The following is a 16053-nucleotide window of genomic DNA, read 5'->3' on the forward strand; positions in this document are numbered from 1 at the left end:
TTCACCTGGGTGCCCCCACAAGCGCCGGGGCCGCCCGAGAGGGCGGCCCCGGCGGGTGTGGAACGGTGACGGTCGTCACTCGTTGTCCAGGACCGAGCGCAGGAAGGACTTGGTCCGTTCCTCCTTCGGCTCACCGAAGATCTGTTCCGGCGTCCCCTCCTCGGCGATCTGCCCCTGGTCGAACATGAGCACCCGGTGCGACACGTCGCGGGCGAAGCCCATCTCATGGGTCACGCACAGCATGGTGATGTCCGTGGTCTCGGCGATCTCGCGCAGTACGTCCAGGACACCGGCCACCAGCTCCGGGTCCAGGGCCGAGGTGACCTCGTCCAGCAGCAGGATCTCCGGTTGCATGGCCAGTGCGCGAGCGATCGCCACACGCTGCTGTTGACCACCCGAGAGCTGGGTGGGGTGGGCGTCGATCTTGTCGCCGAGACCGACCATGTCCAGCAGCTCCACCGCACGGGCGTTGGCCTCGGCCTTGGAGGTGCCCAGCACGTGCACCGGCGCCTCGATGATGTTCTGGCGAACGGTCATGTTCGGGAACAGGTTGAACTGCTGGAAGACCATGCCCACACGCTTACGGCGCTCACGCAGGTAGCCCTCGCCGGCCGGGGTCAGGTGTCCGCCCCGCCGCATGTGGCTGTAAGGCTCACCACCCACCCAGATACAGCCCTCGGTGACCTTCTCCAAGGTCATCAGCAGACGCAGGATGGTGGTCTTGCCCGAACCACTGGGACCGATGAGGGTGACCCGCTCCCCCGGGGCGACGGAGAAGTCGAGGTGGTCGAGCACGGTGAGGTCGCCGAAGCGCTTCACCACCTGGTCGAAGACGATCAGGGGCTGATCCTTGGACCCGTCCCCGACGCCCTGAGGTCCCTCGGTGGCCGGGATATCAGACGGCGGCATAGCGTCGCTCCAGTCGTCGGATGAGGATGGCGGAGGGAACACTCACCAGCAGGAACAGCAGTCCCACCGCGGTGTAGGCCTCCACGATGCGGAAACTCGCGCTACCAACGCGTTGGGCCTCGGTGAGCAGTTCGGTCACACCGATCGCCAGGAGAAGAGGGGTGTCCTTGAACATCGCGATGAGGTAGTTGCCCAGTGCGGGGATGACCTTGCGGATGGCCTGGGGCAGCACGATGGCGCCCCAGGTGCGACGCCCCGGAAGGCTCAGCGCCCGTGCCGCCTCCCACTGCCCCTTGGCCACGCCCTCGATGCCCGAACGGTACACCTCCGCGGTGTAGGCCGAGTAGTGCACACCGATGACGATGATCCCCACCGTCAGTCCCGAGACGGTGGAGGGGGCCAGGAGGAAGACGAACACCAGTTGGATGATCAGCGGAGTCGTCCGGATGAACTCCATGACGGCGTGCAGGACGGAACCGAAGATCGGGATCCGACGGACGATGGCGATCAACAGCCCCAGGATCAGCGCGATCAGGTAACCGACCACGGTGACCTGGATGGTCACGCCCAGGCCCCTCAACAGGTCCGGCAGGACCTCGAAGGTCCACTGGAAGTCCCAGAACATGACTAGGCCACCCCCGCCTTGGTGTTGACCGCCGGAGGACGTAGGAGGGCCAGCAGACCGGTGCCGCCGGGCGGAACCCGGCCCAGCTTCCGGTTGGCGCGGCGTTCGAGCAACCGCATACCGAGGATCAGCACCTGCGCGATCAGGTAGTAGAGGATGAAGGCTCCGATGAAGGCGATCACCGTCTCACCCGTGGCCTGGCGCATCTGCTGGGCGACCGCCGTCAGGTCGGCCACGCCGATGAGGTAGGCGACCGCGGTCGCCTTCATCAGTTCGATGACGAGGTTGCCGAACGTGGGCAGCATCTGCGCCCACGCCTGGGGCAGTACCACGAGACGGAGCCGCTGGAACCAGGAGAAGTTCAGTGCGACGGTCGCCTCGACCTGTTCCTTGGGTACGGCGTTGATGGACGACCGCACGACCTCGGCGCCGTAGGCCCCCACGTTGAGGCCCAGGGCGATGATCGCGGCGAATCTGTCGTCCAGTTGGTAGCCGGTCAGCTGCGGTAGGGCGAACGCCATCCAGAACATCAGCACCAGGGCGGCGATGCCCCGGAACACCTCCACGTAGACCGTGGCGATGGCCCGGGGCAACCAGTGCCGAATCGTTCCCATGATCCCGAAGACCATGGCCAGGACGAAGGCCAGGGCGCTTCCGCCGATGGTGAGCTGGATGGTGACCCACGCGCCGTCGAGGTAGAGCGGCAGTCGCTGGATCAGGAAGTCCACTGCGGGCTCATCCCTCGCAGAGTTCGGCTGTGGTCTTCTCGTCGGGCAGGTCGGCCTCGGTGAAGCCCCACTCCTCACCCAGTTCCAGGAGGCGTCCGCTCTCCTTGAACTCGGCGATCACCCGGTTGATCTCGTCCAGCAGTTCGGTGTCCTGCTGACGGACGCACAGGCCGCCCCAGCCCTTCTCCTCCTTGCCGTCGATCTCGGGGTAGAAGGGCTCGGTGACCTCGAAGTCACCGCCGCGCTCCTGGAGGAGGAACTGGTGGGACACGTTCAGCATGGAGATCGCGTCCACACGGCCCGCCTCCAGCAGCTCGTAGCCGGTGGTCTGGTCCGGGATCAACTCCAGCTGGTCGTTCGGGACCTCGAAGTACTCGGCGTAGTTCTGCTCGACGGAGGCGTTGAGCACGGCGAGTTTGATGTCGGGGTTGTCGACGAAGTCCGTGAAGTGCTGGATGTCGTGCGGGTTGCCCTCGGCGACGAGGAAGGCCTCGGGCGAGGTCGCGGTGGGCTCGCTGAAGGCGACCTGCTCACAGCGCTCGGGGGTGATGAACACACCGGCGGCGATGACGTCGAACCTGTTGGCGTTGAGACCCGGGATGAGGCCGTCCCAACTCACGGAGGAGGCCTGGATCTCGGGAACGCCGAGCTCCTCGAAGACGGCCTGGGCCACGGCCGGGGACTGCCCGGCGGGGTTGCCTTGGCCGTCCACGAAGCCGAAGGGGATCTCGTTGGCCAGACCCACGGCCACGAACCCCTGTTCGCGCAGGCGATCCAGGGTCGAGCCGCTCGCCTCGCCGTCACCTCCGCCGCCTCCGCCGTCGACACGGCTACAGGCCGCGAGGCCGATGGTGGCCAGTCCCACGCCCCCCAGGCGGAAGGCGTCTCGGCGGCCCCAGGTTCCACGGCGTGCTGCTGGTACCTGTTTCTTCACGACTGCTCCTCGAAAGACTCGCGAGATTCGGATGGATGGGGCGCCTGGTGTGGGCGGGCCGCGGCGCGAGGCCGCGGCCGTGGCCACCGCCGGGTCAGGGAACGGCGGCCTGGTACGGGGGTCTCCCTCCCCTGGCACACTCCGCAGTAACGAGACACGTTTGGTCCGTTATGCACTGGTTATGCACGTGCAGCTCTTGAGTGATCGGTCCTTTGGCCTGCTCAGGCGTGTTACCTGTGGCTTGTGACCCTGAGTTCAGTATCCCGTCACACTGGGACGCCGCCGTGAAAGGTCACGGCGTGCCCTCGGGAAATCACCGACCGCACCGAGCCGTCCCTTCGCGACGGCCGTGTCCCGCACGACGGGTGGCGAACACGAAGGGCTCCGCGGTGGCGACCCCTTCATCAAAAGGGTGTGCCACCACGGAGCCCTGGCAAGGACGCCGTCCGGGCCGTGGCCCTGAGGATCCGCTCCGCCGCGCGGCCTCTAGGCCGGAGAGCCCGTGGACTCCTCGTCCTCGACGATGAGCGGGTAGACGCCGTTCTCGTCGTGGACCTCGCGGCCGGTGACGGGCGGGTTGAACACGCACAACACCCGGAAGTCCGTCTTCGGGCGGACGGTGTGCCTCTCGTGGCCGTCGAGCAGGTAGAGGGTGCCCGGGGTGATGATGTGCTTCTCCCCCGTCTCCTCATTGGTCAGCTCGGCCTCGCCCTCGATGCAGTGCACGAGCTCGATGTGGTTGGCGTACCACATGGTGGTCTCCGTGCCCGCGTACAGGACGGTCTCGTGGAAGGAGAAGCCCACCTTCTCCTTCGCGAGAATGACCCTGCGGCTGCGCCAGGTCGGCGTCTTGATGTCGGCGTCGGTGTCGTTGACCTCGTCCAGGCTGCGAACGATCAATGGTCTCTCCTTACGCGCCCTGAGGCGCTCCTGTGATGGTGACACGGGGCGGGGCCGGACGGCCCCCGAAGGGATCCACCGCCCGGCCCCGTACCGCGTGGGTGCGGAACCTCCTCGCCGGAGGGTTCCTAGGCGGGCTGTGCCACCTTGACCGCGGCACGGGCCGCGTCAGCCATGATGTCAAGCCCGAGCGTGAGCTCTTCCTCGCTGATGGTCAGCGGCGGCAGGAGTTTGGCCACCTCGTCCTCGGGACCGGAGGTCTCCAGGAGCAGACCCCTGTCGAAGGACTCGGCCGCGATCCGCTTGGCGATGTCGGCCTCCTCGAAGGCCAGGCCCAGCGCCAGGCCCCGACCGCGCACGTGCGCGCCGAACTCGGCGTGCTCGGCGGCGATCTCGGCCAGACGGGCGGCGACCATGTGGCCCTTGGCCCTGGTGGCGTCGGCGAACGAGGAGTCCGTCCAGTAGCGGCGCAGCGCCTCGGCCCCGGTCACCATGGCGGGGTTGAACCCGCGGAAGGTGCCGTTGTGCTCGCCCGGCTCCCACACGTCCAGCTCACGCTTGAACAGGGTGAGGGCCATGGGCAGGCCGTAACCACTGATGGACTTGGACAGCGTGACGATGTCCGGGGTGATCCCGGCCTCCTCGAAGCTGAAGAAGCCACCGGTACGACCGCAGCCCATCTGGATGTCGTCGACGATCATCAGGATCTCGTACTCACGGCACAGGTCCGAGAGTTCACGAAGCCACTGGGCGCTGGCCGCGTTGATGCCGCCCTCGCCCTGGACCGTCTCGACGATCACGGCGGCGGGCTTGTCCAGCCCACTGCCGCTGTCGTCCAGCAGGCTGCGCAGCCACAGGAAGTCCGGCGTCCTGCCGTCCAGGTAGTTGTCGAACGGCATCGTGGCGACGTGACCCAACGGCACGCCGGCTCCCCCGCGCTTCATCGAGTTGCCGGTGACGGCCAGGGCTCCCAGCGTCATGCCGTGGAAGCCGTTGGTGAAGTTGACGATGGTCTCACGGCCGGTGTACTTGCGGGCCAACTTCAGCGCGGCCTCGACCGCGTTGTTGCCCGCGGGCCCGGGGAACTGGACCTTGTAGTCCAGGTTCCGGGGTTTGAGGACTATCTCCTCGAAGGTCTTCAGGAAGTCGCGTTTGGCGACGCTGTAGGCGTCGAGGCTGTGGACTATCCGGTCATCGGTCAGATACTCGATGAGCGAGGTCTTCAGCTCCGGGTTGTTGTGCCCGTAGTTGAGCGAGCCGGCCCCCGCGAAGAAGTCCAGGTAGGCCTTACCGGACTCGTCGTAGACGTGGCTTCCTACGGCCTTGTCGAAGACGACCGGCCAGTTCCGGCAGTATCCGCGGACTTCGGACTCCAGGCGCTGGAAGGTCTCCATGGTGCTGTGCTTCCTTTCCCCAGGTTCGTGGGCTCAAGGCTTGGACGATGGGGTGAGTGGATGTTTCCGGTGACGATGCTCGGGTCACCCTTGCGGCTTGGATCCGAGAGGGCCGATACGTACGAGGTCCTCGGGGTCGTGGGGGGGATCGCCCTCGGGGAAGTGTTCCCCTCCGAAGAGCGGACTCCACACCGCTTCGGCTCCTCGGTCCCTGGCGAACGAGGCGAACAGGGCACGGGAGGCGGTGTTGTCGGCCGTGACGGTCGCTTCGAGATAGCGCAGGCCACGACGGGTGATGCTGTCTCCGATGAAGTCGAGCATCCGGCGGGCGAGCCGCTGACCGCGGAACTCCGCGTCCACGGCGACCTGCCAGAGGAAGTAGGTGTCAGGACTGTCGGGGCGGACGAAGCCGGTGACGTAGGCCGCGACGCGACCCTCGTCATCGCGGGCGATGACGCTGGTCTGGGCGAAGTCCCGGCACCAGAGCGCGTAGGCGTACGGACTGTTGACGTCCATGCCGGCCTTGCCCGCCAGCCGCCACATGTGCGGGCCGTCCTCCGCGGACGGGTGCGACAGTCGCACGTCGCCACGGCCCGCGGCTCCGGAGTTCTCGGAGCCGCGGCCCCCGTCGTCAGTCCGGTCGCGTGCTTGGAGGTTGGTGTGTTGATGTGGCACGTCGATCGAATTTAGCGAACGAACGTCAATGAAGATTCAGAGAGAAGGCGCGCAGATGTTTCGACGAACCCGGACTGGGTAGGACCTGTTTATTTAGCAGCGCTCAGAAGTTGTGAGCAGGGGGCCTTCGACCTGCTCAGAGGCGGTGCGGCGGCGCATCCAAGTCCCCTGTGTCAAGGGATTTCGCCCCTCGGCGCCCTCATCGCCACGAGGGTGTCGCCCTCACCCGCCGAGACGCCCTTCGGAGGAGAATCGCGCGCCTCAGGGTCAAACATAGATCCTGAACAAGCAATATTAAGCGTGCATTAAGTCACATCAATTCGGTGGGAACCTCGAGACATAACGCCATCGAGGAGGGTGACTCACACCTCAGGACCCATCTTGAGGCGAAAGCGGCCCCGCGCACAACGCCGTCCACGGGAGACTTCCGGACCGACCTGGAACAGCGCGTCCACCACGGCGGGGACCTCCGGAGAGCCGAGGCCCGACGTGGCGACCACCACCCCGGAGCCGGCTTGAGAAATCGCGGATTTTCTAGCAGACTGCGCGTAGTACTACAGCAAGTCGTACTACACTAAGTCGCATCGCAGCACCGCAGGTCCGCGGGTCGATCACCCGCGTGTGGTGGGCGAAGAAGTTCCCGACCCCGCCGTGATCGCACGGTGCGGGCCACTGACCACGGACCACAAGCCACGGATCGGAGGCGCCCGTGAACCGCCTGTATCACGAGAGCGAGGACTGGGTCGAGCAGGGCAACTGCCGCTCCTACGACCCGGAGATCTTCTTCCCGGTGAGCAGCACCGGGATCGGGCGCGTCGACACCGAGCAGGCCATCGCCATCTGCCGCAGCTGTACTGTTCGCCAAGAGTGCCTGCGGTGGGCCCTGCGGGCCGGAGAGGCTCACGGAGTCTGGGGTGGCACCACCCCCGAGGAGCGCCGCTACATGCGCCGCGAACTGGTTCCGGCCGGTCGGAGCTGACGAACGGAACGCCCACGGGCCACCGGTACCTCCGGTGGCCCCGTTTCCGTTGCCCTTTGGGCACCTTGCGGCTCTCCGGGCCGTCCGCCTAGGTTCTTTCTCGTGCGACCCGCTCACGGCATCCTCCGCCTCACGCGCACGGCGTTGCTCGCCGCCGCGTGTACGGGGCTTGCCTGGGGTGGACACAACCTGTGGGCCCTCTCGCCCGCCCCCGTCGGAGGTCTCGTCGCGGCGACCGCGGCCCTCCTCCCGGTGCTGTGGTGTTTCACCCGGACGATGCGCGGCTTCGGCGACATCTTCGCCGTCATGGCCTCGGCGCAGATCCTGCTCCACCTGATCTTGCAGGGCTCGGCCCTGCCCGGTCCGTCCACGGGCGCCGACCACTCCGGCCACGGCCTGCTCGTCCACGTCCTCGGCTTCACACCGGGCATGCTGTTCGCACATCTGTGGGCGGCCCTGCTCGCCTCCGCCCTGCTCGCCCACGGTGAGGCGGCCCTGTGGTCCCTGGCGGCACTGTTCCTACGCGCGCTGCCCGCGCTGCGCGTCCCCGACCTCGCCTTCGCCTTCCCTCCCCTGGCATCGCTCGCCTCCGCCCCGGTGGCGATCGGTCGCCTCGTGCTCTCGGCGCACGGGCCTCGTGGTCCTCCCCGGTGGAGCGTGCTCTTCCCGACGGCGCTCGCGTGAAACGACGGGACCGACCGACCCCTTCGCGGCACGTGGCGCGCGGCGACGGCGAGTCCGGTGAGTCCCGCGCGAGGGTCCCGAAGGAAACACGGCCCCGTACGTATCCACCCGGACGACGAATCCTGAGAGAAGACATGACGAGCACCCGTACCATCTCCGCCCCCGAGACTCCGGTCCCTTCTCGCGCGCTTTGGCGTGCGGCCGCCGTACTGCTGGCCCCACTGACCGCCGCGGCCCTGGCGCTGGCCCCCTCCCCGGCGCTGGCGCACGACGTCCTGACGGGTTCCGACCCCGAGAACGGGGCGACCCTGGACACCGTCCCCGAAGAGATCGTGCTGACCTTCAACAACACCCCACTGGAGAGCGACAGCGGTAACGCCATCGTCGTCACCGGTCCGGACGAGGAGACCACCTACGAGGAGGGCGGGCTCACCTTCGACGGCACCGAGGTGTCGGTGGCGTTGGCCCCCTTGGACCAGGCCGGTGAGTACACCATCGGGTACCGCGTGGTCTCCTCCGACGGTCACCCGATCCAGGACACCCTGACGTTCTCGGTCACCGAGGAGGCCATCGTGGCCGCGGCCCCCGAGCCCGAGCCGGAGGAGGACGAGACCGAGGAGGAGGTCGCCGAGGAACCCGCCGCGCAGGAGCCCGCGGACGAGACCGCAGCCGAGGAGGACGAGGGCGGCCTTTCCCCGGCCGCGCTGGGAGTGGTGGCGGTCGTCGCCATCGCCGCCATCGCCGCGGTCGTGCTCGTGGCCGTGCGGATGCGCAGGAGCACGGGCTCGGGCGGCGGACAGGGCTAGGACGGCACGCTCAGGGACCCGCGCCGGCCCGACCCCGATCCGGCGCCCCGGTGGAACGTTCCCGCACGGGTTCTCACCGGTTCACGGTCTCTGAAGAACGGCGAGGCCCGCACCGCGACCTTCGGGACCATCGGAGCGCGGTGCGGGCCCCTTGATCCGTGTGTCCGGGTCGTTCGGCCGGGTCGGGGGGAAGACGGGAGTGGGGAGAGCGGGGGGCGGGGGACGTCTGTGAGGGGCGCGGAGGCGGGTCGTCGAGCACGGCGCAAAGGGCGCCCTGCCCCGGAGACCCTCGTCCGGGGACGGCGTTCCGCTCACACGCGGCGGGCCAGCAGAATACTGATGTTGTCCTTGCCCCCCGCCTCCATGGCCGCCTGCCACAGGGCGTGCACGGCGGCCTCGTCGCTGCCGGCCTCGACGATCATCTTCTCCATCTCCTCGGTCAGGACCAGGTCGGACAGACCGTCGCTGCACATGAGCCAGGCGCTGGGATCGGCCGCGTCGTCCCGCCCCACGTGGGGGACCATCTTGCCGCCCGAACTACCGCCCAGCGACTGGGTGATGAAGTTCGTGGTGACCGGACGGCCGTCCTCCGACGGAGGAAGAGCCGGTGAGTCGTCCTCGGAGAGCTGCCGTAGACGGCGCCCCTCCAGTCGGTAGGTCCGGGAGTCTCCGACGTTGAACCAGAAGTTGCCGTCGTTGTTGAGCAGGACACCCGCGACCGTGGTCCCCATCCCGGAGAACTCGGTGTGCTGCGTGGCGTGGTCCTTGATCTCCTCGTCGATGTTGCTCAGCAACCGTGAGATCTCCTCGGGGCCCTTCAACCGCGGTCCCATCTCGGCCATACGGTGCACGGCGTGTTCGGAGGCGATCTCCCCGGCCGCCTGACCACCGATCCCGTCGGCGACCGCCAGGATCACGGGTTCGCTCACGGGGAGGATGCAACGCACCGGCGAGGTCATGTTCGCACTGGCGACGGTCAGGGCTCCCATGACCACGGCGTCCTCGTTGGCGGGACGGACAGCGCCCCGGTGCGTGAGGGCCGTGACGATGACTTCCCCACCAGCGACACCCATACGCCCTTCCTCCCGTTTCTTCGGCCGTGGCCGGTTGCCCGGCGCCCCGCGCCGGACCTTGGTCGAGTCCCGTTCAACGTCTGGATTCTGTCACCGTACCGAGCTGTCGCCAGAGCGGATCAAAATCCGCGTACATCATGGCGGAAAACACCCGGATACGCAGTTCCCGCCCCGGTTCGTGACACCAGAAGTGCTGTGGGGGCGAGCCGGCGGGCCGAGTGACGCCGTCCGATGTACCGCTCCGACAGTAGCGGCGGCACCGCGGCCCCGACAGGGGCCGTGCGTCAATACGTCGAAGTCGCAGGACAGAAGGGGTGAGGCGGGGTTACGGCCCTGCACGAAACCCCTTTCGTCCGCGGCACGGGAGCAGCCGTGCATTGTCGAGACCCGGACCGTCTGGCACAATGTTCTCCGTTGGGTGTCTAAGACGCAGACACACACGACCCTCCGTGCGTCCCTCGTCGGTTACGCACGGTGGCCGAAGTTCTTCTCTGCCGGTCGTTTGGTGTGGTTTCCGTGCGTCTACCCTTCCCTTTTTCTCCTGTCGCCTCGCAACAGCCGTATACGCGACCCGTGTACGGCTCTTCGTGCTGCGTGGCGTCCCGATCGGCGCGGTCCCGCACCCCGTACCCCCCTTTCAGCGTGCCCGCCCCTTTCAAGCGTCCTTGCCGCGCGGCCGTTCCACGGTCTCCATGGAAAGACGCCGGCCCACATTCCGCCCGAGGCGATTCCGATCCCCGCTCCGGAGTCACCTCGGGCCCACGACGGACACCAGACGAAACCCGTGTCCAAGGAGTAGCAGCCCTGTGAAGATCGCCATGATCGCCGAACACGCCAACCCCCTCCCCGCTCACAGGGGGGAAGCCGCCTGTCCCGCGAGCCTGCACGTGTGCGCGTTGTCCCGACAGCTCGCCAAGCGCGGGCACCGCGTGACCGTCTACGCCCGCCGTAGTGATCCCGACCAGCCGGATGGGCGCACTCGCATGGCACGCGGCGTCTCCGTCGCCTACCTGGACGCCGGTCCCGCCAGGCCGATGGGCGCCGACCAGCAGGCCGAGCACACCGGCGCCTTCGGAACCGCCCTCGCCTCCGTCCTGGACGAGGACGCCCCCGACGTCCTGCACGCCATCGGCTGGACCAGCGGCCTGGCCGCCCTGCACGCACAGGCCCACAGTGAACGCGACCAGAGCGCCACACCGATCGTCCAGACCTTCCACTCCCTCAACGCCAGTGAACAGCGCTCCGGCCTCGTCCACCGCCCCGAGCGCGCCCGCATGGAGACGATCCTGGCCTCCCGCGTCGACCACGTCCTCGTCAACTCCACGGACCAACAGGGCGAACTGGCACGCCTGGGCGTACCCCGCCATCACGTGAGCGTGGTCCCCTTCGGGGTGGACCCCGACCACTTCACCGTCGAGGGGAGCGCCTCCACCGAGCACTGGGGCTTCCGGCGTGAGGAGCGCGCCCGACTGGTGTCGGTCACCTCGCTGACCGAGGCGGGCGGCGCCGACCGGCTCGTGGAGGCCATGACGCGCCTGCCCGAGGCCGAACTCCTGCTCGTCTCCACCTCCGAGGACCTGGGGGTGGCCCTGGACGAGAACGCCCGCCGGATCGAACTGCTGGCCAAGGAGGCCGGGGTCGACGACCGTGTCCACCTGACGGGGCCGGTCGAGCGCAAGGAGCTCCCCCGCCTGCTGCGATCGGCGGACGTGTACGTGTCCGCCGCCTCCTACGAGCCCTACGGCGGTGCCGTGCTGGAGGCCATGGCCTGTGGCCTGCCCGTCGTGGCCACCGCCACCGGCGCCACCCCCGGTGCGGTCCTGCATCGCACCAGCGGCGTGCTCATGCGCTTCGGTCGTCCCGACGAGGTCGCCCGGGCGGTACGCGCGGTCCTGGGCACCCCCACGATGAGCACCGCCTACGGCATCGCCGCGGTGGATCGTGCCCGTTCCCGGTTCACGTGGCAGCGCATCGCCGTCGAGACCGAGCTGGTCTACGAGCGTTCACGTCCCCAGCAGAGTGACGACGAGGACGGCCACGTCTCCGACGACCTCCTGTTGTCCGGGACCTCACACTGACACGTGACCTCCCGACATCCGCGTCCCCGTCCCCCCGACGGCTTTGTCGGGGGGACGGGGAGGGTACACAGACCGTGGCGCCCGGACCACGGACATCCCCATCCGGACGTGGACACGACGTGACCATGACCTTCGAGCACCAGGGGCTCCTCTTCCACCGTGAGAGGGAGTTCCACGAGGTGGCCCGCGAGCGGTTGCGGTCGGCCGTACGCGAAAACGGCCTCACGGTGCTCGCGGTCACCTCGGACCGCGTGCGGGAGGTCATCGCCTCCCTGCCGCCGTCCGAGCGTGCGCTGGTGCACGTCATCGACCGGGATCGGCTCTATGACGCCCCGGGACGCACACTGGCGTTCCTGCACCGTCTGGCGCTCACCCACCACCCAGAACCCGTGACGGTGGTGACCGAGCCCCCGCTGGCCGTGTCCTCCGGGACGGAGTTGCGTGAATGGCACCGGCTGGAGTCGGTTCTGTGCACGGCGCTGGCGTCTCAGCGGCTGCGCCTGCTGTGCGCGCACGACGAGCGGGCGCTGGCCCCCTGGACACGGTCCGCGGTGCTCGCCACCCACCCCGTGCTCGTGGGGGCCGAGGGGCCTCGTTCCAACCCCGACTACCTGGGCACGGCGGCGTTCGGTGGGCGACCGGTCGCCCCGGATCCGCTTCCGGTCACCGGTCCCGTCCACCGTCTGGACATCGGCCTGTCCCTGCCCCGTCTGCGTGCCGAGCTGATCGGGTTGGGCGAGGCCGTGGGGTTCCCCGCAGAGCGTGTGGACAGCCTGGTGGTGGCGGTCAACGAACTGGCGGCCAACGTGCTGGAGCACGGCGCGGGCAAGGGGACCGTGCAACTGTGGCGTGCCCCTGGCAGGTGGGTGTGCGACGTCTTCGACGAGCGTGGAGGACTGAGCGACCCGCTGGCCGGCTACCGTCCGGCCGACGATCTGCGCTCGCGCGGGTACGGGCTGTGGATCACCCGGCAGAGTTGCGACTTCATGGAGATCAGTGGGAGCGGTGAGGGCTCCCTGGTACGACTCCACTTCGTGGACGGGGTCGTCCTCCCCGGCTCCGTGGAGGGTACGGGGATGCGCGCCCCGCTCAACCCCTGAGGGAGTCCACGGCGTCTCCCGTGCTCACCATGATCGGAATGACCTGGTCGATCCCGGCGATGACGAACAGACGATTGACCTGCTGCTGGGGTTCGGCGACCACCAGGCCGATGCCGAGGTCGCGGGCCTGCCGGTAGGCGGCGACGAGCACCCCGATGCAACGGGAGTCGCAAAAACCCACCTTCGCCAGATCGACGACCACTCCTTGCGGCGGGTCGGCGGCCAGAACGTCGTCGAGCACCTCGGCCAGTGCGGGAGAGGTCACCGCGTCCATCTCCCCCACAGGGGTGACGACGACGACGTCATCCTCACGACGGATCGGGATGTCTGACGTCACGGTCGTTTCTCCTTGTCGTTCCGGGACGGCCCCGATCCCTCATCATGGCGCTTTTCGATCACGCTGGGGACTCATCTCCCGGTGTTACCTGGCTGTTCACTCATGTTCTGGACGACACGGCGCCTCCGCGGCTGCGTTCCCGTGTTCTCCTCCACCAGGTCGCGGGCCACGTCCACCACGCGCTTGCGATGGCGTTGGGCGACCTCGCGCAGCGCGGCGAAAGCGGTGTCCGCGTCACAGCCCCTGGCGTGCATGATGATGCCCTTGGCCTGGTCGATCACCGTACGCGCCGTCATGGCCCGGCGCATGTGCGCGGTCTCCCTGGCCACGTCGGCCTGGCGTCCGACGTTGTGGAGGGAGACGGCCGCGTGCTCGGCCAACAGCGCGGTCAACGGCGCCACGACGTCCTCGTCGAAGGCGTCCGCCCGACCGGAGTGGACCCCGAAGGTGATCACCCGGTCGTCGTTCTCAGCGGGCATGGGGCTGGGCAGGGTGAGGGAGGAGCGGTCCCCGCACTGGACCGCCATGCTGGTGTAGCGGGGCCAGCGGTGGGACTCGCGCAGGATGTCGCCCACCCGGACCTGGCGCATGTCCCGGACCGCCTCCACCGTGGGCCCCTGGTCGCTGGTGTACTGGTGCTCGAAGGCGGCCGACAGGTCGGCGTGGGAGGCACCGTAGTCGGTGACGACGTGTCGGACGCTCCCGTCGGCTCCCTCCACCTCACGCCAGACCACCACGAGGGCGGCCGAACAGCCGGGCACGCCCGTGGCCGCGGCCCCGCTCATCTGGTCGAGGGCGCGCTCCAGGGTGACGCCTTCCTCCTGGCCCAGTGCACCGATGTCGCGGGCCAGACGCTCGATCCACACGTTCCGGCCTCCTTTGCACGTCCGGGCTCCGACTAACCGTAACCTTGGAGGAACCCGGAAACAGCCATCCGCCGACTTCGGGGACTACGCCATCCATGACGGGAGACCTGAGCGTGCCGGAGAACCTCGCCGGGCTACAGCGTGAGACCACCGCTCTGAGTGAGCGTATCGCCGCCCTGCGCAGCACGCACACCATGTACCCCGACGACGCCGAGAGCATCGCGGAGGCGGCTCTGGCCGAACTGGAGTACGCCGAGCGTCTGTTGGGGCAGGCCGGAGCGCAACTGGCACGGGCCCATTCCCAGTCCGAACCACGCCGTCAGGGCGACGACGGCGACCGGGCCCTGCTGCGCGCGGTGTTCCAGGAGCTGAGCGTTCCCGTGGTGTTGTTGGATCACGAGGGTTACATCCGACGGATCAACAACGCCGGAGCCACCCAGCTCGGCAGCGCACCGGGCTACCTCACCGGTAAACCCTTCGTCCACTTCGTCGACCTGCGCAAACGTGCGGCGATGCGTTCCTGGATGGCCGCTGTGCTGCGCGGTGACGGCGATGCCGCGCTGGAGTCGCGGTTGGCCCAGCGGGGCTGGGCCGAGGACGTGCACCTGACCCTGACCCGCCTGGAGTTGTCCACCGAGCCCCACCCGCTCGTGCTGGTGGCGATGTCCCCGCCGATGAACGGCGCCGAGGAGGAGGGCCCGGCTCCCCTGGAGCCGGAGGTGGAGGACCAGGTGGTGGTGCTGGCCGCCCGCAGACTGGACGTGCTGACCCGGATGACCCGGCTTCTGCTGCGCTCTTCGGGCGGTGTGGGAAGACCGCTCGCGTTGACCGACGCCGCCGAACTGCTGGCCGACTCCTACGCCGACTGGGTCGTCGTGGACGTGTGCGACCTGCCCACCGATCCGCACACGGCACGCCGTGCCGTGGTCGCCGGTCCCGCCGACGCGCCTCCGGAGCAGAGGAAGGCGGTGGCCTCGGCGGCCCCCGGAGCCTCCGACGTCCCCGGTGAGGTGTTGGGGCGGGGGCAGTCCCTGCTGTTCCCGCTGATCGAGGACGAGGCCGTGCTGGGCCACGCCGAGTCGGGCGCGCCCCTGCTGGCGATGCTCGGCGCGGGCTCGCTGTTGTCGGTGCCCTTGCGCGGTAGCAGGGGTGTGCGCGGCGCGCTCACCCTGATCCGCCGCAGCAACCGGGGAAGCTTCCGTCTGGCGGACCTTGGTCTGATCGAGGAGATCGGCGAGCACATCGGTCTGGCCCTGCCGCCCCGCCCCTCCTCCTGAGACGTCGGGGCGGCCCGCCCGGGTGCCCGCCCCCGGGCGGGCACCCGGTCACTCGGGGCCGTAGAGGGTGTCCACCAGTGTCGACAGGCGGGACACCGAGCCGTCCAACCGACGCACGCCCTCCACCAACGGCTGGTCCGCGTCCTGGTAGTTGTTCACGATGTGTTCGCGCAGATCGGCCAGGTCGGCCTGCACCTGTCGGGAACGCCGGGCCAACTGCTCGGCCAGGAGCTTCCCGGATTCGCCGGTCTCCTGACCCAGGTCCCGTTGGAGCGCGCGTGCCTGCTCCCGCATCTGCGCCTTGAGCTGGTACAGCTCCACGAACACCTCGACCTTGGAGCGCAGCACCCAGGGGTCGAACGGTTTGAGAAGGAAGTCCACGGCACGCGAGGCGTAACCGCGGAAGACCTGGTGTCGATCGAACTCCTGGGCGGTCAGGAAGATGATCGGCACGTCCTTGGTCTTCTCGCGTTGCTTGATGTGCGCGGCGGTCTCGAAGCCGTCCATGCCCGGCATGACCACGTCGAGCAGGATGACCGCGAAGTCGGTGCCCAGAAGGTGTTTGAGTGCCTCCTCACCCGAGTTCGCCCTGATCAGGTTCTGATCCAGGGAGGTGAGTGCGGCCTCCAGTGCGATCAGGTTCTCCTCGCGGTCGTCAACGAGGAGGATGTTGGCCTTCTGGGTCACT

Annotated in this window: 17 protein-coding genes; 6 read left to right on the plus strand and 11 right to left on the minus strand. The window is 68.4% G+C overall.

All coding sequences use genetic code 11. From position 1 onward, the window contains the following. Positions 1-75: 75 nt before the first annotated feature. From ehuA to ectA, 7 genes are all read right to left on the minus strand, one after another. Positions 76-909: an ectoine/hydroxyectoine ABC transporter ATP-binding protein EhuA gene (ehuA, locus tag PFX91_RS20725; RefSeq protein WP_285734387.1), complete on the minus strand. Its 834-nt coding sequence runs from the start codon at positions 907-909 to the stop codon at positions 76-78. Continuing rightward, a complete protein-coding gene (gene ehuD / locus PFX91_RS20730) occupies positions 896-1534 on the minus strand; it encodes an ectoine/hydroxyectoine ABC transporter permease subunit EhuD (RefSeq protein ID WP_285734389.1) in 639 nt (212 codons plus the stop codon). The genes ehuA and ehuD overlap by 14 nt, the downstream gene beginning before the upstream one ends. 2 nt (positions 1535-1536) lie before the next feature. Beyond that, positions 1537-2262: an ectoine/hydroxyectoine ABC transporter permease subunit EhuC gene (gene ehuC, locus PFX91_RS20735; protein ID WP_285734391.1), complete on the minus strand. Its 726-nt coding sequence runs from the start codon at positions 2260-2262 to the stop codon at positions 1537-1539. Between the two features lie 7 nt (positions 2263-2269). Beyond that, positions 2270-3127 (minus strand): ectoine/hydroxyectoine ABC transporter substrate-binding protein EhuB, encoded by an 858-nt coding sequence (gene ehuB, locus PFX91_RS20740; protein WP_285734518.1) that lies wholly within the window; start codon positions 3125-3127, stop codon positions 2270-2272. A 555-nt stretch (positions 3128-3682) separates the two neighbouring features. Next, complete coding sequence (locus PFX91_RS20745) at positions 3683-4096, minus strand: ectoine synthase (RefSeq protein WP_285734393.1); 414 nt, start codon at positions 4094-4096, stop codon at positions 3683-3685. Between the two features lie 128 nt (positions 4097-4224). Further along, positions 4225-5490 (minus strand): diaminobutyrate--2-oxoglutarate transaminase, encoded by a 1266-nt coding sequence (gene ectB, locus PFX91_RS20750; RefSeq protein WP_285734395.1) that lies wholly within the window; start codon positions 5488-5490, stop codon positions 4225-4227. Between the two features lie 84 nt (positions 5491-5574). Next, positions 5575-6033, minus strand: coding sequence for a diaminobutyrate acetyltransferase (gene ectA, locus PFX91_RS20755; protein ID WP_502888349.1), 459 nt, complete (start codon positions 6031-6033; stop codon positions 5575-5577). Between the two features lie 841 nt (positions 6034-6874). On the opposite strand from ectA, the gene PFX91_RS20760 reads away from it, so the two are divergent. The 3 genes from PFX91_RS20760 (at position 6875) to PFX91_RS20770 (ending at position 8634) form a co-directional block, all read left to right on the plus strand. Beyond that, positions 6875-7144: a WhiB family transcriptional regulator gene (locus tag PFX91_RS20760; RefSeq protein ID WP_285734397.1), complete on the plus strand. Its 270-nt coding sequence runs from the start codon at positions 6875-6877 to the stop codon at positions 7142-7144. A gap of 102 nt (positions 7145-7246) precedes the next feature. Further along, positions 7247-7828 (plus strand): copper resistance protein, encoded by a 582-nt coding sequence (locus tag PFX91_RS20765; RefSeq protein ID WP_285734399.1) that lies wholly within the window; start codon positions 7247-7249, stop codon positions 7826-7828. A 134-nt stretch (positions 7829-7962) separates the two neighbouring features. Next, entirely contained in the window at positions 7963-8634 is a 672-nt protein-coding gene (locus PFX91_RS20770; RefSeq protein WP_285734401.1) for a copper resistance CopC family protein, read from the plus strand. A 311-nt stretch (positions 8635-8945) separates the two neighbouring features. On the opposite strand, the gene PFX91_RS20775 is transcribed toward PFX91_RS20770, so the two are convergent. Continuing rightward, positions 8946-9707: a PP2C family protein-serine/threonine phosphatase gene (locus PFX91_RS20775; RefSeq protein WP_285734403.1), complete on the minus strand. Its 762-nt coding sequence runs from the start codon at positions 9705-9707 to the stop codon at positions 8946-8948. Between the two features lie 806 nt (positions 9708-10513). Between PFX91_RS20775 and PFX91_RS20780 the strand changes: the two genes are divergently transcribed. Together PFX91_RS20780 and PFX91_RS20785 are read left to right on the plus strand one after the other, a co-directional pair. After that, the gene (locus PFX91_RS20780) at positions 10514-11785 is read left to right on the plus strand and encodes a glycosyltransferase (RefSeq protein ID WP_285734405.1); all 1272 of its coding nucleotides are present in this window, start codon (positions 10514-10516) and stop codon (positions 11783-11785) included. Between the two features lie 125 nt (positions 11786-11910). Continuing rightward, positions 11911-12885, plus strand: coding sequence for an anti-sigma factor RsbA family regulatory protein (locus PFX91_RS20785; protein ID WP_285734521.1), 975 nt, complete (start codon positions 11911-11913; stop codon positions 12883-12885). Here PFX91_RS20785 and PFX91_RS20790 read toward each other — a convergent pair. Continuing rightward, on the minus strand, positions 12875-13222 hold the full coding sequence (locus tag PFX91_RS20790; RefSeq protein WP_285734407.1) for an STAS domain-containing protein: 348 nt from the start codon (positions 13220-13222) through the stop codon (positions 12875-12877). The genes PFX91_RS20785 and PFX91_RS20790 overlap by 11 nt on opposite strands. 71 nt (positions 13223-13293) lie before the next feature. Continuing rightward, positions 13294-14088, minus strand: a complete 795-nt coding sequence (locus PFX91_RS20795) for a GAF and ANTAR domain-containing protein (protein ID WP_285734408.1) — start codon at positions 14086-14088, stop codon at positions 13294-13296. Positions 14089-14201: 113 nt separating this feature from the next. Here PFX91_RS20795 and PFX91_RS20800 point away from each other — a divergent pair, with 113 nt between their 5' ends. After that, positions 14202-15365, plus strand: coding sequence for a GAF domain-containing protein (locus PFX91_RS20800; protein ID WP_285734522.1), 1164 nt, complete (start codon positions 14202-14204; stop codon positions 15363-15365). A 48-nt stretch (positions 15366-15413) separates the two neighbouring features. On the opposite strand, the gene PFX91_RS20805 is transcribed toward PFX91_RS20800, so the two are convergent. Further along, positions 15414-16052, minus strand: coding sequence for a response regulator (locus PFX91_RS20805; RefSeq protein ID WP_285734409.1), 639 nt, complete (start codon positions 16050-16052; stop codon positions 15414-15416). Between the last annotated feature and the right edge of the window lies 1 nt (position 16053).

The sequence above is a fragment of the Nocardiopsis sp. ATB16-24 genome, from assembly GCF_030271535.1.
Classification (GTDB): Bacteria; Actinomycetota; Actinomycetes; order Streptosporangiales; family Streptosporangiaceae; genus Nocardiopsis.